Raw genomic sequence first — 18,866 nt, 5'->3', positions numbered from 1 at the left:
GTCGGCATTCTGCTGCGTGGGACCAAGCGCGACGAGGTGCAGCGTGGTCAGGTGCTGTGCAAGCCGGGTTCGATCACCCCGCACACGCATTTCGAGGCCGAGGTGTACATCCTGGGCAAGGACGAGGGCGGCCGTCATACCCCGTTCTTCAATGGTTATCGCCCGCAGTTCTACTTCCGTACGACAGACGTGACGGGTTCGGTGGAGCTGCCGGAAGGCACCGAGATGGTGATGCCGGGCGACAACGTGAAAATGACTGTGTCGCTGATCAGCCCGATCGCGATGGAAGATGGCCTGCGCTTTGCGATCCGCGAAGGCGGCCGCACCGTCGGCGCCGGCGTCGTATCCAAGATTATTGAGTGAACGAGATGGCAAACCAGCGTATCCGAATTCGCCTTAAGGCCTTTGACCATCGACTGATCGACCGCTCCGCGGCCGAGATCGTCGAGACCGCGAAGCGCACCGGCGCCCGCGTCAAGGGACCGATCCCGCTGCCGACGAAGCGCGAGTCGTACACCGTGCTGATCTCGCCGCACGTCAACAAGGACGCGCGTGACCAGTACGAGCTGCGTACGCACAAGCGTCTGATGGATATCCTCGATCCGACCGACAAGACCGTGGATGCCCTGATGAAGCTGGATCTCGCCGCCGGCGTGAATGTTCAGATTCGACTTAACTAACTCGTAACTTTCTGCCATACTATTGGGCTTTCCGTGGCCCGGCGGGATTGTTCGCCGGGCCACGGCTTTAGGGCGCTCGCTAGCGCCGTTCGATACGGAAGGGGTTTTGCAATGGCCATTGGACTCATCGGTCGCAAACTAGGCATGAGCCGCGTCTTCACCGACGACGGTGTCTCTGTGCCGGTGACTGTGCTGCAGGTGGACAACAATCGCGTGGTCCAGATCAAGCGCACCGAAGGCGACGGTTACAACGCGGTCCAGGTGACGGCGGGCAGCCGCAAGCCGTCCCGGGTCAGCAAGCCCGAAGCCGGGCACTACGCGGCAGCCTCGGTGGAGCCGGGTCGCGGCCTGTGGGAGTTCCGGGTCGACGAATCCGAGCTCGACGGCCTTGCCCCGGGCGATGCGATTACCGTCGATCGCTTTGAGGAAGGTCAGGTCGTGGACGTGACCTCGCAGAGCAAGGGCAAGGGTTTTCAAGGTGCGGTCAAGCGTCACAACTTCCGCACCCAGGACGCGACGCACGGGAACTCGCTGGCGCACCGCGCCCCGGGTTCGATCGGGCAGAACCAGAGCCCGGGTCGCGTGTTCAAGGGCAAGAAGATGGCGGGCCATATGGGCGCCGAGCGCAAGACCATCCAGAACCTGAAGGTGGTTCGGGTGGATGCGGATCGCAGTCTGGTCCTGATCCAGGGTGCGGTCCCGGGTGCGCCGAGCACCGACGTGATGATTCGTCCGGCCGTCAAGGCGAAGGGTTGAAGACAATGCAAGTAACGACAGCCGATACCGGCGCCAGCGTGGAGTTGTCGCCCGTTTGCTTCGAGCGCGACTTCAACGAGTCGCTTGTGCACCAGAGCGTGGTCGCGTTTCTCGCCGGCCAGCGCCAGGGCACGCGCGCACAGAAGACACGCTCCGACGTCAGCGGGGGTGGCGCCAAGCCGTTCCGCCAGAAGGGCACCGGCCGGGCCCGCGCGGGCACGATCCGCAGCCCGCTGTGGACCGGTGGTGGCAAGGTGTTCGCGGCGCGCAATCGCGACTTCTCGCAGAAGCTGAACAAGAAGATGTATCGCGCCGCGATGGCGTCGATCCTCTCCGAGCTGGTCCGTCAGGATCGTCTCAAGGTGGTTGCGGACTTCGCGGTTGCCTCCGGCAAGACCCGTGACGGCGTGGCGAAGCTCAACGAGCTCGGCCTGGCGAAGGGGCTGGTCGTGCTGGCCGAATACGACGAGATGACCGCGCGTGCGCTCGGTAATGTGCCGCACATCGACGTGGTCGACGCTGCCGGAATCAACCCGGCGAACCTGGTCGGCGCGGAAACGGTCGTGATGACCGAAGCGGCAATCCGCAAGATTGAGGGGTGGCTGGCATGAGTGCGCGTCTGATGCAGGTGATTCAGGGTCCGGTGGTCTCGGAGAAGTCCACCATGGCCGGCGAGATGGGCCAGTACGTGTTTCGCGTGCTGCCCGATGCGAGCAAGGACGAGATCAAGGCGGCGGTCGAGCAGTTGTTCGAGGTGCGTGTGGAAAATGTGCGCACCCTCAAGCAGCAGGGCAAGCAGAAGCGCTTCGGCCGCCTGTTCGGGCGTCGCAACCACTGGAAGAAGGCCTATGTGTCGCTCGCCGAAGGCGAAAGCATCGACATGGGTGAAGGAGACCAGGTCTAGTCATGGCGATTATCAAGACGAATCCGACCTCGGCCGGGCGTCGCCACGCGGTCCAGATCCGTGGTGACAACCTGTACAAGGGTGCGCCGCATGCCGCGCTGATCGAAAAGAAGACTCGGTCCGGTGGTCGCAACAACACGGGCCGGATCACGACCCGTCACGTCGGCGGAGGCCACAAGCAGCGCTATCGCGTGGTCGACTTCAAGCGCAACAAGGACAACGTCCCCGCGCGCGTCGAACGCTTGGAGTACGACCCGAACCGTAGCGCCCATCTGGCCCTGCTGCTCTACGCCGATGGCGAGCGTCGCTACATCATCGCGCCGAAGGGGCTGAAACAGGGTGATCAGGTCGCCAGTGGCAGCCAGGCGCCGATTCGGCCGGGTAATGCGATGCCGCTGCGCTCGATCCCGGTCGGTACCACCGTGCACTGCGTGGAGCTGAAGCCGGGCAAGGGCGCGCAGATGGTTCGCTCCGCCGGTACCTCCGCGCAGGTCGTGGCCCGCGAAGGCCAGCATGCGACCCTGCGTCTGGGCTCGGGCGAAATGCGCCGGGTGCCGTCGGAGTGCCGTGCCGTGGTTGGCGAAGTGGGTCATTCCGAGCACAGCCTGAAGAAATTCGGGAAGGCCGGCGCCAAGCGCTGGAAGGGTGTGCGCCCGACGGTTCGTGGTACGGCCATGAACCCGGTCGACCACCCGCACGGTGGTGGCGAAGGCCGCAACTTCGGCCGCCACCCGGTGACCCCGTGGGGTCGTCCGACTAAGGGTTACAAGACCCGCAACAACAAGCGTACCGACGGCATGATTGTGCGTCGGCGGAAGAAGTAACGGAGTCCCAGCATGCCGCGTTCACTGAAGAAAGGCCCGTTCGTCGACCACCACCTGCGCAAGAAGGTGGAAGAGGCGGTGGAGAAAAACGATCGCCGTCCAATCAAGACCTGGTCCCGGCGTTCGATGATCATCCCGCAAATGGTCGGGCTGACCATCGCTGTCCACAACGGCCGGCAGCACGTGCCTGTACTCGTCAACGAGAACATGGTGGGCCACAAGCTGGGCGAATTTGCCTTGACGCGGACCTTCAAGGGTCATATCGCGAACAAGAAGTCGCGCTGAGGACGAACGATGGAAACGATTGCAAAACTGCGTTTCGCGCGGATCTCCCCGCAAAAGGCTCGCCTGGTCGCCGATCAGGTCCGTGGGCTGCGGGTCGAGGAAGCGCTCAACGAGCTCACGTTCAGCGCGAAGAAGCCGGCCGCCATCGTCAAGAAGGTGCTGGAGTCGGCGATCGCGAACGCGGAGAACAATGACGGTGCCGATATCGACGAGCTGCTCGTGTCGCGTATCCAGGTCGACGAAGGCCCGGTGCTCAAGAGGATGCATGCCCGTGCGAAGGGCCGCGGTAACCGCATCCTGAAGCGTACCAGCCATATCGTCATCGGCGTCAGCGAGAAGGGAGCCTAAGCATGGGTCAGAAAGTACATCCGACCGGCATCCGCCTGGGCATCTCTCGCCCGTGGTCAGCCACCTGGTACGCCGATGGTCGCGAGTTTGGCGAGACGCTCAACAACGACATCCAGCTGCGCGAGTTTCTGCAAAAGAAGCTGGCTCACGCATCGGTGAGCCGGATCAGCATCGAGCGACCGGCTAAGGCCGCGCACATCACGATCCAGACCGCGCGTCCGGGTATCGTGATCGGCAAGAAGGGCGAGGATATCGAGAAGCTGCGCCGCGACGTCGCCCGCGAGACGGGTCTCGACCAGGGCAGCGTGAAGATCAATATCGAGGAAGTGCGCAAGCCCGAGGTCGAGGCACAGCTGGTGGCCGAAGGGATCGCCCAGCAGCTCGAGCGCCGCATCATGTTCCGTCGCGCGATGAAGCGGGCGGTGGGCAATGCGATGCGCCTCGGTGCCCAGGGCATCAAGGTACACGTGTCCGGTCGCCTGAACGGTGCCGAGATCGCGCGCTCCGAGTGGTATCGCGAAGGGCGCGTACCGCTGCACACCCTGCGTGCCGACATCGACTACGGGTTTGCGGAAGCGCGGACCACCTACGGGATCATTGGCGTGAAGGTCTGGATCTTCAAGGGCGAGGTCTTTGGCCTGGAGCCGACCGAAGGGACCCGTGCCGCCGCCAAAGCGAGCTAGGACTTAAAGATCATGCTGCAGCCAAAAAGAACCAAGTTCCGCAAGCAGTTCAAGGGCCGTAACCGGGGCATGGCCTCGACCGGTGCCAAGGTCAGCTTCGGCGAGTACGGCCTGCAGGCCGTCGAACGCGGCCGGATTACCGCCCGCCAGATCGAGGCCGCGCGTCGCGCGATGGTCCGTCACATCAAACGTGGCGGGAAGATCTGGATCCGCGTGTTCCCGGACGTGCCGGTGACCAAGAAGCCCCTCGAAGTGCGTATGGGCAAGGGCAAGGGCGGCGTCGAATACTGGGTGTGCAAGGTGCAGCCCGGTCGCATGCTCTACGAAATGGAAGGTGTGCAGGAAGACGTGGCGCGCGAAGCGATGCGTCTGGCGGCCGCCAAGTTGCCGGTGAAGACGGTGTTTACCCGTCGGCAGGTGATGTGATGAAAGCGAGCGAACTGAGAAAGAAATCCGACGAAGAGCTCAACACCGAGCTCGAGGCGCTCTACAAGGAGCAGTTCGGGCTGCGCATGCAGAAGGCCGTTGGCCAGTTGGCGCGCCCCGACCGGGTCGGCAAGGTGCGGCGCGAGATCGCGCAGATCAAGACGCTGATGAACGAACGAAAGGCAGGCTAAGAAGATGACCGAGCAAGTCTCCAAGACCCAGCGATCCGTCGTTGGGCGCGTGATCAGCGACAAGATGGACAAGACCCGCACGGTCCTGGTCGAACGCCGCGTGCGTCATCCGCTGTACGGCAAGTTCATCCGGCGCAGCACCAAGCTGCACGTCCATGACGAGGACAATGTCTCGCGCATGGGTGACCGCGTGCGTATCCGTGAGTGCCGGCCGATGTCCAAGCAGAAGCGCTTTGCCCTGATCGAAGTGGTCGGGCACGACGCGCTCTGATCGGCCGCTGGGAGATAAGTCATGATTCAAATGCAGACCGTTCTCGAGGCCGCCGACAATAGCGGCGCCCGTCGCATCCAGTGCATCAAGGTACTGGGTGGTTCGCACCGTCGTTATGCGCGCGTGGGCGATGTGATCAAGGTGAGCGTCAAGGACGCCATCCCGCGCGGCAAGGTCAAAAAGGGCGACGTGTATAACGCGGTCGTGGTGCGCACCGCCTCGGGCGTGCGCCGCCCCGACGGGTCGATCATTCGTTTCGATCGCAACGCGGCGGTGCTGCTGAACAACCAGCACCAGCCGATCGGCACTCGTATCTTCGGGCCGGTGACGCGTGAACTGCGAGGGGAGAAGTACATGAAGATTATTTCCCTCGCCCCGGAAGTGCTGTGAGGTCGTGATGAAGAAGATTCGCAAAGGCGACGACGTCGTCGTGATCGCAGGAAAGGACAAGGGCCGGCGCGGCACCATCATCAAGGTGCTGGACGGAAAGGTCCTGGTCCAGAACATCAACATGGTGAAGAAGCATCAGAAGCCGAACCCGCAGCGCGGGATCGGTGGCGGGATCATCGAGAAGGAAATGCCGATCGATGTCTCCAATGTAATGCTCTTCAACCCGGCAACCGACAAGGGTGATCGCGTGTCGTTCAAGACCCTGGAAGACGGCCGCAAGGTGCGCGTCTTCCGTTCGAACGGCGAGGTCGTGGACGCATAACGCGGACGGACGGTTTATGGAACGCTTGAGAGAAGAATACGAATCCAACGTGAAGCAGGCGCTGCAGCAGCAGTTCAGCTATGCGAACGTGATGGAAATCCCGCGTGTCACCAAGGTCACCCTGAACATGGGTCTGGGTGATGCAGTCGCGGACAAGAAGATCATTGAGCATGCGGTCAGCGACATGACGGCCATCGCCGGGCAGAAGCCCGTGGTGACGAAGGCCCGCAAGTCAATCGCCGGGTTCAAGATCCGAGACGACTACCCGATCGGTTGCAAGGTGACCCTTCGTAGTCGGCAGATGTACGAGTTCCTGGACCGCCTGATCAACGTGGCCCTGCCGCGTGTGCGTGACTTCCGGGGCTTCAGCGCCAAGGCGTTCGATGGTCGCGGGAACTACTCGCTGGGGATCAAGGAGCAGATCATCTTCCCCGAGATTGACTATGACCGTGTCGACAAACTGCGCGGCATGGACATCACCATTACAACGAGCGCAAAGACGGACGAGGAAGCCAAGGCACTGCTGGAAGCCTTCCGGTTCCCGTTCCGCAACTAAGAGGTAGGCGCACATGGCGAAGACATCGATGATCGAGCGCGAAAAAAAGCGCGCCCGTCTGGTCAAGAAATACGCAGCGAAGCGTGCGGAACTCAAGGCGATCCTGGTGGACGAAACGAAGTCCTCCGAAGAGCGCCTGGCGGCGATGCACGCCCTGCAGAAGCTGCCGCGCGATTCCGCGGCGGTGCGACAGAAGAATCGCTGTGGCGTCACCGGTCGCCCGAAGGGTTATTACCGTCGGTTCGGCCTTGGGCGGAACAAGCTGCGGGAGCACGCCATGAAGGGCGAAATCCCGGGCCTGCGCAAGTCGAGCTGGTAAGGAGACAGAAGCAATGATGACCGATCCGATTTCCGACATGCTCACCCGCGTGCGCAATGCGCAGCGCGCGAACAAGGAGCAGGTCGCGATCCCGTTCAGCAAGGCCAAGGAACGCATCCTCAAGGTGTTTGCCGACGAGGGGTTTGTGGGCGACGTGCAGGTCGAGGGCGAGGCCGCGCAGAAGAAGCTCCTGGTTAAGCTGAAATATTTCGAAGGGCGTCCGGTCATCGAGAGCGTTGAACGGATTTCCCGCCCAGGTCTGCGGATCTACCGCGGCAAGGACGAGCTCCCGCGGATTAACCAGGGGCTCGGTGTTGCGGTGATCTCCACGTCGCAGGGTGTCATGAGTGATCGCGCAGCCCGGGCCGCCGGCCAGGGTGGCGAGGTCCTCTGCAAGATTTACTGAGGAATCAGCCATGTCGCGCATTGCAAATCTGCCGATCCAGCTGCCCAACGGCGTGGCCGTGGAGCAGGCCGAAGGCGAGATCAAGGTCAAGGGTCCGAAGGGCGAGCTGCAGCTGGCTTGCCCCGAGGCGGTTACGGTCACGGTCGAGGACGGCGTCGTCCGGGTGAAGGCCAACGAAAACGCCAAGAACATGGCCCTGGCCGGTACCATCCGCGCCATCCTGGGCAACCATGTACACGGCGTCAGCGAGGGCTTCGAGCGGAAGCTCGAGCTGGTCGGCGTTGGCTACCGGGCGCAGATGCAGGGCACGAAGCTCAATCTGACGCTGGGCTACTCGCACCCGATCGAGTTCGATGTGCCCGAAGGGGTCACGATCGAGACCCCCAGCGCGACCGAGGTGGTGGTGAAGGGAACGGATCGCCAGAAGGTGGGGCAGGTGGCCGCGAATATTCGCGCCTTCCGTCCGCCGGAGCCCTACAAGGGCAAGGGCGTGAAGTACAAAGACGAGCGCATTGTGCGTAAAGAAGCCAAGAAGAAGTAGGTAGGCACCAGTGGACAAGAAAGAGGCTAGACTCAAGAGGGCGCGTCGCGCGCGGTTCAAGATCCGCGAGCTGGGGGTGCATCGTCTCTGTATTCACCGGACGCCGCGCCACATGTATGCGCAGATCATCGCCCCTTCGGGCGACGCTGTGGTGGCTGCGGCCTCCACCGTCGAGAAGGAGCTCAAGAGCGCCGGCAACACCGGGAACGCCGAAGCGGCGGCCCGCGTGGGCCAGGTGATCGCCGAGCGCGCAAAGAAAGCCGGAATCGAACAGGTCGCGTTCGACCGTGCGGGCTTTCGTTATCACGGACGCGTAAAGGCCCTGGCCGACGCCGCCCGTGAAAACGGCCTGCAGTTCTAGTCCAGCGCGACCCACCGGAGAAGATTAATGGCACGTAATGATGTAAGCGAAGCCACCGACGGCCTGCAGGAAAAGCTGATCGGCGTGAACCGCGTGGCCAAGGTGGTCAAGGGCGGGCGTCAGTTCCGCTTTGCCGCCCTGACTGTCGTGGGTGATGGCGAAGGTCGCGTCGGGTTTGGCTATGGCAAGGCCCGCGAGGTCCCTCAGGCTATCCAGAAGGCGATGCAGCAGGCGCGTCAGGAGATGCGCGATGTCTCGCTGAAGGACGGTACCCTGCACTATGCGGTCAATGGCCGCCACGGCGCCGCGAAGGTGTACATGCAGCCGGCCTCGGAAGGTACGGGCGTGATCGCCGGTGGCGCGATGCGTGCGGTGCTCGAGGTCGCGGGGGTGCACAACGTGCTGGCCAAGTGTGTTGGCTCGCGGAACCCGATTAACGTCGTGCAGGCGACCATCGAAGGGCTCACCAAGGTGAACTCGCCCGAACGCGTCGCTGCCAAGCGCGGCAAGTCTGTCGACGAAGTGACGAGCTAGTCATGAGCAAGCTGAAACTGACCCTGGTGCGCAGCACCGCTGGACGGCTGAAGAACCACAAGGCCTGTGTTCGCGGCCTCGGCCTGCGCAAGACCCACAGCACCTCTGTAGTCGAGGCCACGCCCGAGAATCTGGGTATGGTCCGCAAGGTGTCGTACCTGCTGAAGGTAGAGGAAGTCTGACCTATGAGACTCAACGACATTTCCAGCCCCGCCGGCGCTCGCAAGCCGGGCAAGCGCGTGGGCCGCGGTATCGGCTCCGGCCTGGGCAAGACCGGTGGCCGTGGCCACAAGGGACAGAAGTCCCGCTCGGGCGGTTTTACCAAGACGGGCTTCGAAGGCGGCCAGATGCCGCTGCAGCGCCGCCTGCCCAAGGTGGGCTTTCGGTCGCGCAAGCAGCGCTACGCAGCCGAAGTGCGTCTGAGCGAGCTGGCCAAGGTGGAAGGTGCGGTCACGCTGGAGAGCCTGAAAAAGGCCGGCGTGATTCCCGAGATCGCCCAGAGCGCGAAGATCTTCGCCTCCGGCGAGGTGTCCCAGGCCTGCGTCGTCAAGGGCGTGGGCGTGACCAAGGGGGCCAAGGCAGCCATTGAGGCGGCCGGCGGGAGCGTCGAGGCCGAATAATGGCGCGAGGAGCGACAGCACGATCCGGTGGCGGGCTCACCGGCTTTACGGAGTTGCGGCAACGCCTGCTTTTCGTGCTGGGCGCCTTGGTCGTCTACCGCATCGGGACATTTATTCCGGTGCCGGGCATCAATCCGGTGGCGGTTTCGCAGTTCTTCGAGGAGCAGAGCGGGACCATCCTGGACATGTTCAACATGTTCTCCGGGGGTGCGCTGGAGCGGCTGTCAATCTTCGCCCTGGGGGTGATGCCGTATATCTCGGCGGCGATCATCATGCAGCTTCTCGCGGCGACCGTTCCGGCTCTGCAGCAGCTGAAGAAAGAAGGCGAGCAGGGTCGCCGGAAGATTACGCAGTACACGCGCTACGGGACCGTGGCGCTTGCGCTCTTTCAGAGTATCGGGATCGGGATCGCCCTGAACGGACAGACCATCCAGGGTATGCCGATGGCGCTGAATCCCGGGCCGATCTTTATCTTTACGGTAGTCGTGTCGCTGGTGACCGGGACGCTGTTCCTGATGTGGCTGGGTGAGCAGATTACCGAGCGCGGGATCGGCAACGGGATCTCGATCATTATCTTCGCCGGGATTGTGGCGGGCCTTCCGGGTGCGATTGGCGGAACCCTGGAACTGGCGCGTACCGGTGAACTGGCGGCCGCGTTTGTGGTGATCCTGATCGTGCTGGCGCTTGCGGTGACCGCCTTCGTGGTGTTCGTGGAGCGCGGACAAAGGCGCGTCACGATCAACTATGCCAAGCGCCAGGTGGGGCGAAAGGTCGTGGGCGGCCAGTCTTCCCACCTGCCTTTGAAGCTGAATATGGCGGGCGTAATCCCGCCGATCTTCGCGTCGAGTATCATTCTGTTCCCCTCGACTCTGGGGCAATGGTTTGGGCAGGCCGAGGGGATGGACTGGCTGCGCGAGCTGTCGACGACGCTTGCGCCCGGGCAGCCGCTGTACGTGGGCTTTTACGCGGCGGCGATTATTTTCTTCTGTTTCTTCTATACCGCGCTGGTGTTCAATTCGCGCGATACGGCGGAAAACCTGAAGAAGCAGGGCGCCTTTATCCCGGGGATCCGGCCGGGCGTCCAGACGGAACGGTTTATCGACGGGGTCATGACCCGGTTGACCGCGGTGGGTGCGGTGTACATCACCGCCGTGTGTCTGCTACCGGAGTTCCTGATTCTGTACTGGAACGTGCCCTTCTACTTTGGTGGGACGTCGCTGTTGATCATCGTGATCGTGGTGATGGACTTCATGGCCCAGTTGCAGTCGCACCTAGTGTCGCACCAGTACGAAGGACTGATGAAAAAGGCGAATCTGAAGGGATTCGGCGGGACCGGGATCCGCTAGACCATCCCGTTGGGAATCCGTTGAAGGAGAAAGACCATGAAGGTACGGGCATCCGTAAAGCCGATCTGCCGCAACTGCAAGGTGATCCGGCGTAATGGCGTGGTCCGCGTGATCTGCTCGGACAAGCGCCACAAGCAACGCCAGGGCTAAGGCTTGGCGTCACTGGTATTCATTGCTACTATAGCCGGCTTTGCCGGATTCTGATGGAGATGTTGGATGGCTCGCGTCGCTGGAATCAATATTCCTGACCAGAAGCACACCGTGATTGCGCTGACCGCGATCTATGGCATTGGCCCGACCCGGGCGCGCCAGATCTGCGAGGCCGCCGGGGTGCGTCCGGAAATCAAGGTGCGGGATCTGACCGATGCCGAAGTCGACGCTCTGCGCGCGCAGATCGATCGCATTCCGGTGGAAGGGGATCTGCGCCGCGAGATCAGCATGAACATCAAGCGGTTGATGGATCTGGGCTGCTATCGCGGGGTGCGTCATCGTCGCGGCCTGCCGCTGCGCGGCCAGCAGACGCAGACGAACGCCCGGACCCGCAAGGGCCCGCGTCGCCCGATTCGTAAGTAATCAGACTGGGATCACAGGTACATGGCACAAGCGCAGACCCGGACCAAGAAAAAGGTCCGCAAGAATATCGCCGAGGGCGTGGCTCACGTATACGCCACGTTCAACAACACGATCATCACCATCACCGATCGTCAGGGCAACACGATCAGCTGGGCCACTTCCGGTGGGTCCGGCTTCCGTGGCTCGCGCAAGTCGACCCCGTTCGCGGCCCAGGTGGCCGCGGAACGTGCGGGTTCGGCTGCCGCCGAGCATGGCGTGAAGAACCTCGACGTGATGGTGCGCGGGCCGGGCCCGGGTCGCGAGTCGGCGGTTCGTGCGCTGAACAACGCGGGGTTCAAGATCACCAACATCAGTGATGTAACCCCGATCCCCCACAACGGCTGCCGGCCGCCCAAGAAACGCCGCGTTTAAGGCTGGAGTTCAAGAATGGCTCGTTACATTGGACCGAAATGCAAGCTGAGTCGCCGCGAAGGCGTGGACCTGGGGCTGAAGAGCCGGGCGCGCGCGCTGGAGACCAAGTGCAAGCTGGACAAGGCCCCGGGGCAGCACGGCGAACGCCGCACCCGCCTGTCCGATTACGCCGTGCAGCTGCGCGAAAAGCAGAAGCTGCGCCGCATCTACGGGGTGCTGGAAAAGCAGTTCCGCAACTATTACAAGAAGGCCGCCCAGCGCAAGGGCTCCACGGGTGAGAACCTGCTGAAGCTGCTGGAGGGCCGTCTGGACAACGTCGTGTATCGCATGGGCTTCGGGAGCACCCGCTCCGAGGCGCGTCAGCTGGTGTCGCACCGCGCGGTGCTGGTCAATGGACAGGTGGTGAACATTGCTGCCTACCAGGTGCAGCCCTCCGACGTGGTCAGCATACGCGAGAAGGCACGCAAGCAGGTGCGCATCCAGGATGCGATGACCTTGGCCGAGCAGAGCGGTTTTCCGTCCTGGGTGGAAGTGGATACGAGCAAGTTCGAGGGCACCTTCAAGGCGATCCCCGACCGCTCCGACCTGCCCGCCGACATCAACGAGTCGCTCGTCGTCGAGCTGTACTCGAAGTAATCGTATAGCGGCCTTCCGCCAGGAGACACCATGCAGTCCAACGAACTGGTCAAGAAACAACAGATCGAGGTCGAGGCCGAGAATCGGAACCAGGCCAAGGTCGCGCTGGAGCCGCTCGAGCGGGGCTTCGGTCATACGCTGGGTAACGCCCTGCGCCGCGTACTGCTGTCGTCGATCCCGGGTGCCGCGATCGTCGAGGCCCGTATCGAGGGCGTGCTGCACGAGTACACCGCGATCGAGGGTGTGCAGGAAGACGTGGTCGACATCCTGCTGAACCTGAAGGGTGTGGCGCTGCGTATGCACAGCCGCGAAGAGTCGACGCTGACCCTGAAGAAGAAGGGCCCGTGCGTGGTGACCGCTGGTGACATCACCGTGGATCACGACGTCGAGGTGGTGAACCCCGAGCACGTGATCGCGACCATCACCAAGAACGTCGAGCTCGACATGACCCTGAGCGCCCGTGCCGGACGCGGCTACGAGCCGGTGAGCACTCGCCGCCAGGCCGAAGGCGACGAGACCGGCATTGGTCGGCTGCTGCTGGACGCCAGCTTCAGCCCGATCCGCCGCGTGGCCTACCGTGTCGAGAGCGCCCGTCTGGCGCAGCGCACCGACATGGATCGCTTGGTGCTGGAGCTCGAAACCAATGGTGCGATCGCCCCGGATGACGCGGTGCGTCAGGCGGCGACGATCCTGCAGAGTCAGCTAGCCCCGTTCGTCGATCTCCAGGAAGAGACGGGCGAGGTGCCGGGCACCACCGCCGGCGCGATCGATCCGATCCTGCTGCGTCCGGTGGACGAGCTGGAACTGACCGTGCGTTCGGCGAACTGCCTGAAGGCCGAGAACCTGTACTACATCGGCGATCTGGTGCAGCGCACTGAGGTTGAGCTGCTGCGTGCGCCCAACCTGGGCAAGAAGTCGCTGACCGAGATCAAGGACACGCTGGCCACTCACGGTCTGTCGCTCGGGATGCGTCTCGAGAACTGGCCGCCGCCGGGTCTGCGCGACGACAACGAGTAATCACGGCGCTTCGCGCCAACCGTATTTCAGAGGAAATCTCTCATGCGTCATCGTCATTCCGGCCGTCAGCTGGGCCGTAACAGCTCGCACCGCAAGGCCACTTTTCAGGCCCTGTCCGTGGCCCTGTTCCGGCACGAACTGATCAAGACCACGCTGCCGAAGGCCAAGGAACTGCGCCGCGTCGCCGAACCGCTGATCACCCTCGCGAAGGAAGACAGCGTGCACGGGCGCCGGACCGCGTTCGCGCGGCTGCGCGACAAGGAGGTCGTGGGGAAGCTGTTCAACGAGCTGGGCCCGCGCTACGAGGGGCGGCCCGGTGGGTACCTGCGGATTCTGAAGTGCGGGTATCGCGCGGGCGACAATGCCCCGATGGCGTACGTGGAGCTGGTCGATCGGCCGGAGCCGGACGCGGATCAGGGGAATGGCGAAGCCGCCTGATCGGCTAACCTTCCCGCGACAAGAGAGCCGGCCCAGGTGGTCGGCTTTCTTGCGTCTGGGGTGCGGTAAATAACAGGCAGCGGATTGCCTCAGGCCGAGGCGACCCTGCCCTGAGAGCGGCGCAGCAACGGCGCAAGAAAGCGCCCCGTGTGGCTGCGCGGGGTGGCGGCGACCGTCTCCGGCGTACCCGCAACGAGCAGCTCGCCGCCGCCACTGCCGCCCTCAGGTCCGATGTCGATCAGCCAGTCGGCGGTCTTGATCACGTCGAGGTTGTGCTCGATCACGACAATGGTATTGCCGTGGTCGCGCAGGCGGTGGAGGACCCGCAGTAGCTGGGCGATGTCCTCGAAGTGCAGGCCGGTGGTCGGCTCGTCGAGGATGTACAGCGTGCGGCCGGTATCGCGCTTGGACAGCTCTCGGGCCAGCTTGATGCGCTGGGCCTCGCCCCCGGACAGGGTGGTGGCGTTCTGGCCGAGCTGGATGTAGGACAGCCCGACCTCCATCAGCATCTCGAGCTTGCGATGGATCACGGGGACCGGCTGGAAGAACTCGAGGGCTTCCTCGACGGTCATATCCAGCACCTCGTGGATGCTCTTGCCCTTGTAGCGGACCTCCAGGGTCTCGCGGTTGTAGCGCTTGCCCTTGCAGACGTCGCAGGGGACAAACACATCCGGGAGGAAGTGCATCTCCACCTTGATGACGCCATCGCCCTGACAGGCCTCGCAGCGCCCACCGCGCACGTTGAACGAAAAGCGCCCGGGCTTGTAGCCACGCGAGCGGGCCTCGGCCGTGGCGGCAAACAGCTCGCGGATCGGGGTGAAGAGCCCGGTGTAGGTCGCCGGGTTGGAGCGCGGGGTACGCCCGATGGGGCTCTGGTCGATGTCGACGACCTTGTCGATCAGCTCGAGGCCTTCAATGCGCTCGTGCGGCGCGACCGTATGGCGACCACCATGCAGCGCGACGGCGACGGCCGGGTACAGCGTATTGTTGACCAGCGTGGACTTGCCGGAGCCGGAGACCCCGGTGACGCAGGTCAGCAGGCCCGTCGGGAACGCGAACTCGCCGCCCTTGAGGTTGTTGCCGTGCGCGCCGATCACGCGGATCTCGCGCTCGGGGTCCGGCGCAATGCGTTGTTCCGGCACCGCAATGGCCCGCGTGCCGTTGAGGTAGGCCCCAGTCAGGGAATCCGGGTTACGGGCCACCTCGTCCGGGGTGCCGGCGGCCACGATTCGGCCGCCGTGGCGGCCCGCACCGGGACCGATGTCGACGACATGATCGGCCGCGCGAATCGCGTCTTCGTCGTGCTCGACCACCATCACGGTGTTGCCGAGGTCGCGCAGGTGGCACAGGGTGTTGAGCAGGCGCTCGTTGTCGCGCTGGTGCAGCCCGATCGAAGGTTCGTCGAGGATGTACATCACCCCGACCAGGGCGGACCCGATCTGTGACGCCAGCCGGATGCGCTGGGCCTCGCCACCGGACAGGGTGTCGGCGGAACGGTCGAGGGTCAGATAGTCGAGCCCGACATCGTTCAGGAATCCCAGGCGCGCGCCGATCTCGCCCACGATCTTCTCCGCGATCTGGGCGAAGCGTCCCGGCAGGCGCAGCTCGGCGAAGAAGGCCCGTGCGTCGGCCACGCTCATGTGCGTGACCTCGGGCAGTGTCAGGTCGCTGATGAATACATGTCGTGCTGCGGAATTCAGGCGTGTGCCGTGGCACTCGGGGCAGGCCTGTTCGGCCAGATAGCGCCCCAGCTCCTCGCGTACCGCAGCGGAGTCGGTCTCGCGGTAGCGCCGCTCCAGGTTCGGAATGACCCCCTCGAACACGCGCTCGTCCGTACGCAGGCGACCATTCGCGGCCGGCGTCGACAGGTTGACCTTCTCCTTGCCGGAGCCGTGCAGCACCACGGCCCGGACCTCGGCCGGGAGATCCTGCCAGGCGGTCTCGACGTCAAAGCCGTAATGCCGGGCCAGGCTGTTCAGCAGGCTGAAGTACCAGGCATTGCGCCGGTCCCAGCCACGCACTGCCCCGCCGGCCAGACTCAGTTCGGGTTGCGAGACCACCCGCTCCGGGTCGAAGTACTGGCGCACGCCGAGGCCATCGCAGGTGGGGCAGGCCCCGGCCGGGTTGTTGAACGAGAACAGCCGGGGTTCCAGCTCGCGCAGCGCATAGCCGCAGACGGGGCAGGCATAGCGCGCGGAAAAGATCATTGGCTCGCGCTTGGGCTCATCCATCCAGGCGATCAGTGCCAGCCCGTCCGCCAGTTCGGTCGCGGTCTCGAAGGACTCGGCCAGGCGCTGGCGCAGGTCCTCGCGGACCTTGAAGCGGTCGATCACGATCTCGATGTTGTGCTTGCGCTTGGGATCCAGCGCGGGGAGGGCGTCGAGGTCGTGGATCTCGCCGTTGATGCGGGCGCGCAGGTAGCCCTGGGCGCGCATGGACTCCAGCAGCTTGTGGTGCTCGCCCTTGCGTCCGCGCACGATCGGGGCCAGCAGCATCACCTTTTCGCCCTCGGGCAGATCCAGCACCTGGTCCACCATCTGCGAGATGGTCTGGGCGGCCAGGGTCTCGCCGTGTTCCGGGCAGCGCGGCTCGCCGGCACGGGCGAACAGCAGGCGCAGGTAGTCGTAAATTTCGGTGATGGTGCCAACCGTGGAGCGCGGGTTGTGCGAGGTGCTTTTCTGCTCGATGGAGATCGCCGGCGACAGGCCCTCGATCTGGTCCACGTCCGGCTTTTCCATCATCGACAGGAACTGCCGGGCATAGGTAGACAGGCTCTCCACGTAACGGCGCTGCCCCTCGGCAAACAGGGTGTCGAAGGCCAGCGAGGACTTGCCGGAGCCGGACACGCCGGTGATCACGATCAGCCGGTCGCGCGGCAGGTCGAGATCGATGTTCTTCAGGTTGTGGGTGCGGGCCCCGCGGATGCTGATGCTGTCCATGGATCGGTATTGGCTCTAACCTGTTTGGGCGATGGGCGCCCGCCAGACGGCTGTGGGGCGCAAACCGCTCATGGTAACACCCCGGCGACCGCCGCCATGGTTTCCGTGGCATTGTTGCCGGTAAACTCGGCACGCATGACAGCCCGTCCTTCCCTTCGGATTTCACCGGCATGACGCCCCGCGAGCTGCGCGCAACCTCCGGTCTCGCGGCCATCTATGGCGCGCGCATGGCCGGTCTGTTCATGGTGCTGCCGGTGTTCATGCTGCACCTGGACACGCTCGCGGGCGCCACGCCGTTCTTGATGGGGCTGGCGCTGGGGATCTACGGGCTGACCCAGGCGCTGCTGCAGATCCCGTTTGGTCTGTGGTCCGACCGGCTGGGGCGCAAGCCCCTGATCCTCGGCGGGCTCGCGCTTTTCGTGCTCGGGAGCCTGGTTGCGGCTCTGGCGGAGACTGTACACGGGGTGATCCTGGGTCGCGCCCTGCAGGGCGCCGGGGCGGTGGCCGCGGTGATCCTCGCGCTGACCGCCGACCTGGTCGGCGAGGAACGGCGCATGCGTGCACTCGCGGCCATTGGCCTGACCATCGGGGTGACCTTTACCGCCTCGATGGCGCTGGGGCCGGTGGTCGATCGAGCGGCCGGGTTGAGCGGGGTCTTCGGCCTGTCCGCGCTGCTCGGAGTGCTCGCGATCGTGATCCTGCTGTTCTGGGTACCCAATCCGGAGCGCGTGCGGCAGCACCCGGACATGGTCCCCATCTGGTCCGCGCTGCCATGGGTGCTGCGCGAACCGGAGTTGCTGCGCCTGAATCTCGGTATCTTCGTGCTGCATCTGGTGCTCGCGGCCAATTTCCTCGTGATCCCGCTGCTACTGGTCGAACATCTGGGCCTGGGAGGCGCCGAGCACTGGCGCTTTTATGTCCCGGTGCTTCTGGCAGGCTTTGCCCTGATGCTGCCGGGGATCATTCTGGGCGAGCGCCGCCGGCGTGTGCATGCGGTGATGCGCGGCGCGATCGCCCTGCTCGTGCTGGTCCAGCTCCTGCTGGCGCTGGTGCTCTTCAACGGCATGGGGATGGTGTTCATTGTGGCCCTGATGGTGGCGTTTTTCGCCGCCTTCAACCTGCTGGAGGCCGCTCTGCCGTCGCTGGTCGCTCGGGAGGCGCCCGTCGCGCACAAGGGCACGGCCATGGGAGGATTTGCGACGGCCCAGTTTCTGGGCATATTCGCCGGGGGGCTGCTCGGGGGTGGTGTCCTGACTCTGGCGGGGCCGGCCGGTGTCTTTCTTGCGGCTGTGCCGCTGTTGCTGATCTGGTTTGCGGCCGCCTGGCACATGCAGCCGCGCTACCGCTCGAACCGTGTGCTGGCGGTTCCCGCTCATTGGGCCGGTCGCGAGGCCGAACTGCGCTACGCGCTGGCCGGTTGGCCGGGCATTGTGGAGGTGGCGCTGTCGCCCGATGTGCGCTCGCTGTACGTCAAGGTCGACCCTGGTGGGCCGGATACGGAGGACCTGGTGGCCTGGCTGGCGCAGCCCCCCGGTGTGGTGGCTGCGCGCGGGGATTGAGCTACTCCGCTCGGGTGGCGCACAAAACCGCACATGGGCGCTGCCGGCTCGCGGGCGCCCTGCTACAATTAAGGAAACACTGACCAATGTACGCGCTCGTGCTCGAGTCGCTTTTGCGTGCGAACAAGGCGCGGTGACTGCCGTGCAGTCATTCTGCACAAGGGAGCCGCAACGCCGTTCCCGCGCCCGTTGTTATCAAAAACGGGCGGCCGAGCCCCTTTGGGGTTGGTACCCCCTGTTCCCCGATCCTGCGTTGCGCCGCTTGCGGGTAGAACCACTACCCGCTGCACGGCGCGCCTTGTCTCGGAAAACCTGGGGTACCAACGCGAGTGTGTACATTGATCAGTGTTTCCTTAACGGTTCGTTTCCCGCGCCCTGCACAAGGCGTCAGACACTAAGGAGTTCCCATGGCCCGTGGCGTCAACAAAGTCATCCTGCTCGGTAATCTCGGGGCCGACCCGGAAAAGCGCGAGACCCCCAACGGGGTTACCGTGACCAATCTGCGTCTGGCCACCTCGGAGCAGTGGACC

General features: G+C 64.2%; 32 protein-coding genes. 31 read left to right on the top strand and 1 reads right to left on the bottom strand.

Annotated features, from left to right (window positions below; all coding sequences use genetic code 11):
• The 29 genes from G372_RS0100980 to rplQ form a co-directional block, all read left to right on the top strand.
• Positions 1-363: EF-Tu C-terminal domain-related protein (locus tag G372_RS0100980; protein WP_020008807.1), on the top strand; the 363-nt coding region annotated here is incomplete at its 5' end.
• A 5-nt stretch (positions 364-368) separates the two neighbouring features.
• Entirely contained in the window at positions 369-680 is a 312-nt protein-coding gene (gene rpsJ / locus G372_RS0100975; RefSeq protein ID WP_012983533.1) for a 30S ribosomal protein S10, read from the top strand.
• A 111-nt stretch (positions 681-791) separates the two neighbouring features.
• Entirely contained in the window at positions 792-1,436 is a 645-nt protein-coding gene (gene rplC / locus G372_RS0100970; protein WP_018864712.1) for a 50S ribosomal protein L3, read from the top strand.
• 5 nt (positions 1,437-1,441) lie between these two features.
• On the top strand, positions 1,442-2,047 hold the full coding sequence (gene rplD / locus G372_RS0100965) for a 50S ribosomal protein L4 (RefSeq protein WP_018864713.1): 606 nt from the start codon (positions 1,442-1,444) through the stop codon (positions 2,045-2,047).
• Entirely contained in the window at positions 2,044-2,340 is a 297-nt protein-coding gene (rplW, locus tag G372_RS0100960) for a 50S ribosomal protein L23 (protein WP_018864714.1), read from the top strand. Before rplD ends, rplW begins: the two co-directional genes overlap by 4 nt.
• Before the next feature lie 2 nt (positions 2,341-2,342).
• Positions 2,343-3,164: a 50S ribosomal protein L2 gene (gene rplB / locus G372_RS0100955; RefSeq protein ID WP_018864715.1), complete on the top strand. Its 822-nt coding sequence runs from the start codon at positions 2,343-2,345 to the stop codon at positions 3,162-3,164.
• Between the two features lie 12 nt (positions 3,165-3,176).
• Positions 3,177-3,449, top strand: a complete 273-nt coding sequence (gene rpsS / locus G372_RS0100950; protein ID WP_018864716.1) for a 30S ribosomal protein S19 — start codon at positions 3,177-3,179, stop codon at positions 3,447-3,449.
• Between the two features lie 9 nt (positions 3,450-3,458).
• Positions 3,459-3,797: a 50S ribosomal protein L22 gene (rplV, locus tag G372_RS0100945; RefSeq protein WP_018864717.1), complete on the top strand. Its 339-nt coding sequence runs from the start codon at positions 3,459-3,461 to the stop codon at positions 3,795-3,797.
• A gap of 2 nt (positions 3,798-3,799) precedes the next feature.
• Positions 3,800-4,480 (top strand): 30S ribosomal protein S3, encoded by a 681-nt coding sequence (rpsC, locus tag G372_RS0100940; RefSeq protein ID WP_018864718.1) that lies wholly within the window; start codon positions 3,800-3,802, stop codon positions 4,478-4,480.
• A 12-nt stretch (positions 4,481-4,492) separates the two neighbouring features.
• The gene (rplP, locus tag G372_RS0100935) at positions 4,493-4,906 is read left to right on the top strand and encodes a 50S ribosomal protein L16 (RefSeq protein ID WP_018862122.1); all 414 of its coding nucleotides are present in this window, start codon (positions 4,493-4,495) and stop codon (positions 4,904-4,906) included.
• A complete protein-coding gene (rpmC, locus tag G372_RS0100930; RefSeq protein ID WP_018864719.1) occupies positions 4,906-5,097 on the top strand; it encodes a 50S ribosomal protein L29 in 192 nt (63 codons plus the stop codon). The genes rplP and rpmC overlap by 1 nt, the downstream gene beginning before the upstream one ends.
• 4 nt (positions 5,098-5,101) lie before the next feature.
• Positions 5,102-5,368: a 30S ribosomal protein S17 gene (rpsQ, locus tag G372_RS0100925; protein ID WP_018864720.1), complete on the top strand. Its 267-nt coding sequence runs from the start codon at positions 5,102-5,104 to the stop codon at positions 5,366-5,368.
• A 21-nt stretch (positions 5,369-5,389) separates the two neighbouring features.
• Positions 5,390-5,758, top strand: a complete 369-nt coding sequence (gene rplN, locus G372_RS0100920) for a 50S ribosomal protein L14 (protein WP_018862121.1) — start codon at positions 5,390-5,392, stop codon at positions 5,756-5,758.
• 7 nt (positions 5,759-5,765) lie between these two features.
• Complete coding sequence (gene rplX, locus G372_RS0100915) at positions 5,766-6,080, top strand: 50S ribosomal protein L24 (protein WP_018864721.1); 315 nt, start codon at positions 5,766-5,768, stop codon at positions 6,078-6,080.
• Between the two features lie 16 nt (positions 6,081-6,096).
• Positions 6,097-6,636 (top strand): 50S ribosomal protein L5, encoded by a 540-nt coding sequence (gene rplE, locus G372_RS0100910; RefSeq protein WP_018864722.1) that lies wholly within the window; start codon positions 6,097-6,099, stop codon positions 6,634-6,636.
• Positions 6,637-6,649: 13 nt separating this feature from the next.
• Entirely contained in the window at positions 6,650-6,955 is a 306-nt protein-coding gene (gene rpsN, locus G372_RS0100905) for a 30S ribosomal protein S14 (RefSeq protein ID WP_018864723.1), read from the top strand.
• 13 nt (positions 6,956-6,968) lie between these two features.
• A complete protein-coding gene (rpsH, locus tag G372_RS0100900) occupies positions 6,969-7,361 on the top strand; it encodes a 30S ribosomal protein S8 (RefSeq protein WP_018864724.1) in 393 nt (130 codons plus the stop codon).
• 10 nt (positions 7,362-7,371) lie between these two features.
• Positions 7,372-7,902: a 50S ribosomal protein L6 gene (gene rplF / locus G372_RS0100895; protein ID WP_018864725.1), complete on the top strand. Its 531-nt coding sequence runs from the start codon at positions 7,372-7,374 to the stop codon at positions 7,900-7,902.
• A gap of 10 nt (positions 7,903-7,912) precedes the next feature.
• Complete coding sequence (gene rplR / locus G372_RS0100890) at positions 7,913-8,263, top strand: 50S ribosomal protein L18 (RefSeq protein ID WP_018862116.1); 351 nt, start codon at positions 7,913-7,915, stop codon at positions 8,261-8,263.
• 27 nt (positions 8,264-8,290) lie between these two features.
• Positions 8,291-8,797 carry a 30S ribosomal protein S5 gene (gene rpsE, locus G372_RS0100885; protein ID WP_018864726.1) on the top strand — a complete coding sequence of 169 codons (507 nt, stop codon included), beginning with the start codon at positions 8,291-8,293 and terminating at the stop codon, positions 8,795-8,797.
• Positions 8,798-8,799: 2 nt separating this feature from the next.
• Positions 8,800-8,979 carry a 50S ribosomal protein L30 gene (rpmD, locus tag G372_RS0100880; protein WP_018864727.1) on the top strand — a complete coding sequence of 60 codons (180 nt, stop codon included), beginning with the start codon at positions 8,800-8,802 and terminating at the stop codon, positions 8,977-8,979.
• A gap of 3 nt (positions 8,980-8,982) precedes the next feature.
• Positions 8,983-9,417 (top strand): 50S ribosomal protein L15, encoded by a 435-nt coding sequence (rplO, locus tag G372_RS0100875; RefSeq protein WP_019624790.1) that lies wholly within the window; start codon positions 8,983-8,985, stop codon positions 9,415-9,417.
• The gene (secY, locus tag G372_RS0100870) at positions 9,417-10,763 is read left to right on the top strand and encodes a preprotein translocase subunit SecY (RefSeq protein ID WP_026279052.1); all 1,347 of its coding nucleotides are present in this window, start codon (positions 9,417-9,419) and stop codon (positions 10,761-10,763) included. The genes rplO and secY overlap by 1 nt, the downstream gene beginning before the upstream one ends.
• Before the next feature lie 36 nt (positions 10,764-10,799).
• Positions 10,800-10,913, top strand: a complete 114-nt coding sequence (gene rpmJ, locus G372_RS0100865; protein ID WP_012983511.1) for a 50S ribosomal protein L36 — start codon at positions 10,800-10,802, stop codon at positions 10,911-10,913.
• A gap of 66 nt (positions 10,914-10,979) precedes the next feature.
• Positions 10,980-11,336: a 30S ribosomal protein S13 gene (rpsM, locus tag G372_RS0100860; RefSeq protein ID WP_018864730.1), complete on the top strand. Its 357-nt coding sequence runs from the start codon at positions 10,980-10,982 to the stop codon at positions 11,334-11,336.
• 21 nt (positions 11,337-11,357) lie between these two features.
• A complete protein-coding gene (rpsK, locus tag G372_RS0100855; RefSeq protein ID WP_012983509.1) occupies positions 11,358-11,747 on the top strand; it encodes a 30S ribosomal protein S11 in 390 nt (129 codons plus the stop codon).
• A 15-nt stretch (positions 11,748-11,762) separates the two neighbouring features.
• Positions 11,763-12,383 (top strand): 30S ribosomal protein S4, encoded by a 621-nt coding sequence (gene rpsD, locus G372_RS0100850; protein ID WP_018864731.1) that lies wholly within the window; start codon positions 11,763-11,765, stop codon positions 12,381-12,383.
• A gap of 30 nt (positions 12,384-12,413) precedes the next feature.
• Positions 12,414-13,400, top strand: coding sequence for a DNA-directed RNA polymerase subunit alpha (locus G372_RS0100845; protein WP_019624789.1), 987 nt, complete (start codon positions 12,414-12,416; stop codon positions 13,398-13,400).
• 42 nt (positions 13,401-13,442) lie between these two features.
• Positions 13,443-13,838 (top strand): 50S ribosomal protein L17, encoded by a 396-nt coding sequence (gene rplQ, locus G372_RS0100840; protein ID WP_018864733.1) that lies wholly within the window; start codon positions 13,443-13,445, stop codon positions 13,836-13,838.
• Positions 13,839-13,927: 89 nt separating this feature from the next.
• On the opposite strand, the gene uvrA is transcribed toward rplQ, so the two are convergent.
• Positions 13,928-16,777, bottom strand: coding sequence for an excinuclease ABC subunit UvrA (gene uvrA / locus G372_RS0100835; protein WP_019624788.1), 2,850 nt, complete (start codon positions 16,775-16,777; stop codon positions 13,928-13,930).
• Between the two features lie 170 nt (positions 16,778-16,947).
• On the opposite strand from uvrA, the gene G372_RS0100830 reads away from it, so the two are divergent.
• Both G372_RS0100830 and G372_RS13450 read left to right on the top strand, forming a co-directional pair.
• Positions 16,948-18,336: an MFS transporter gene (locus tag G372_RS0100830; RefSeq protein WP_019624787.1), complete on the top strand. Its 1,389-nt coding sequence runs from the start codon at positions 16,948-16,950 to the stop codon at positions 18,334-18,336.
• Positions 18,337-18,743: 407 nt separating this feature from the next.
• On the top strand, positions 18,744-18,866 hold a 123-nt coding region (locus G372_RS13450), incomplete at its 3' end, for a single-stranded DNA-binding protein (RefSeq protein ID WP_020008806.1).

The sequence above is a fragment of the Thioalkalivibrio thiocyanoxidans ARh2 genome (genome assembly GCF_000385215.1).
Taxonomy (GTDB): domain Bacteria; phylum Pseudomonadota; class Gammaproteobacteria; order Ectothiorhodospirales; family Ectothiorhodospiraceae; genus Thioalkalivibrio; species Thioalkalivibrio thiocyanoxidans.
This window is presented reverse-complemented; position numbering and strand designations above follow the sequence as displayed.

Coding starts and splice junctions, on each gene's coding strand:
- rpsJ (WP_012983533.1), top strand. CDS start 369: ATGGCAAACCAGCGTATCCGAATTCGCCTTAAGGCCTTTGACCATCGA.
- rplC (WP_018864712.1), top strand. CDS start 792: ATGGCCATTGGACTCATCGGTCGCAAACTAGGCATGAGCCGCGTCTTC.
- rplD (WP_018864713.1), top strand. CDS start 1,442: ATGCAAGTAACGACAGCCGATACCGGCGCCAGCGTGGAGTTGTCGCCC.
- rplW (WP_018864714.1), top strand. CDS start 2,044: ATGAGTGCGCGTCTGATGCAGGTGATTCAGGGTCCGGTGGTCTCGGAG.
- rplB (WP_018864715.1), top strand. CDS start 2,343: ATGGCGATTATCAAGACGAATCCGACCTCGGCCGGGCGTCGCCACGCG.
- rpsS (WP_018864716.1), top strand. CDS start 3,177: ATGCCGCGTTCACTGAAGAAAGGCCCGTTCGTCGACCACCACCTGCGC.
- rplV (WP_018864717.1), top strand. CDS start 3,459: ATGGAAACGATTGCAAAACTGCGTTTCGCGCGGATCTCCCCGCAAAAG.
- rpsC (WP_018864718.1), top strand. CDS start 3,800: ATGGGTCAGAAAGTACATCCGACCGGCATCCGCCTGGGCATCTCTCGC.
- rplP (WP_018862122.1), top strand. CDS start 4,493: ATGCTGCAGCCAAAAAGAACCAAGTTCCGCAAGCAGTTCAAGGGCCGT.
- rpmC (WP_018864719.1), top strand. CDS start 4,906: ATGAAAGCGAGCGAACTGAGAAAGAAATCCGACGAAGAGCTCAACACC.
- rpsQ (WP_018864720.1), top strand. CDS start 5,102: ATGACCGAGCAAGTCTCCAAGACCCAGCGATCCGTCGTTGGGCGCGTG.
- rplN (WP_018862121.1), top strand. CDS start 5,390: ATGATTCAAATGCAGACCGTTCTCGAGGCCGCCGACAATAGCGGCGCC.
- rplX (WP_018864721.1), top strand. CDS start 5,766: ATGAAGAAGATTCGCAAAGGCGACGACGTCGTCGTGATCGCAGGAAAG.
- rplE (WP_018864722.1), top strand. CDS start 6,097: ATGGAACGCTTGAGAGAAGAATACGAATCCAACGTGAAGCAGGCGCTG.
- rpsN (WP_018864723.1), top strand. CDS start 6,650: ATGGCGAAGACATCGATGATCGAGCGCGAAAAAAAGCGCGCCCGTCTG.
- rpsH (WP_018864724.1), top strand. CDS start 6,969: ATGATGACCGATCCGATTTCCGACATGCTCACCCGCGTGCGCAATGCG.
- rplF (WP_018864725.1), top strand. CDS start 7,372: ATGTCGCGCATTGCAAATCTGCCGATCCAGCTGCCCAACGGCGTGGCC.
- rpsE (WP_018864726.1), top strand. CDS start 8,291: ATGGCACGTAATGATGTAAGCGAAGCCACCGACGGCCTGCAGGAAAAG.
- rpmD (WP_018864727.1), top strand. CDS start 8,800: ATGAGCAAGCTGAAACTGACCCTGGTGCGCAGCACCGCTGGACGGCTG.
- rplO (WP_019624790.1), top strand. CDS start 8,983: ATGAGACTCAACGACATTTCCAGCCCCGCCGGCGCTCGCAAGCCGGGC.
- secY (WP_026279052.1), top strand. CDS start 9,417: ATGGCGCGAGGAGCGACAGCACGATCCGGTGGCGGGCTCACCGGCTTT.
- rpmJ (WP_012983511.1), top strand. CDS start 10,800: ATGAAGGTACGGGCATCCGTAAAGCCGATCTGCCGCAACTGCAAGGTG.
- rpsM (WP_018864730.1), top strand. CDS start 10,980: ATGGCTCGCGTCGCTGGAATCAATATTCCTGACCAGAAGCACACCGTG.
- rpsK (WP_012983509.1), top strand. CDS start 11,358: ATGGCACAAGCGCAGACCCGGACCAAGAAAAAGGTCCGCAAGAATATC.
- rpsD (WP_018864731.1), top strand. CDS start 11,763: ATGGCTCGTTACATTGGACCGAAATGCAAGCTGAGTCGCCGCGAAGGC.
- G372_RS0100845 (WP_019624789.1), top strand. CDS start 12,414: ATGCAGTCCAACGAACTGGTCAAGAAACAACAGATCGAGGTCGAGGCC.
- rplQ (WP_018864733.1), top strand. CDS start 13,443: ATGCGTCATCGTCATTCCGGCCGTCAGCTGGGCCGTAACAGCTCGCAC.
- uvrA (WP_019624788.1), bottom strand. CDS start 16,777: ATGGACAGCATCAGCATCCGCGGGGCCCGCACCCACAACCTGAAGAAC.
- G372_RS0100830 (WP_019624787.1), top strand. CDS start 16,948: ATGACGCCCCGCGAGCTGCGCGCAACCTCCGGTCTCGCGGCCATCTAT.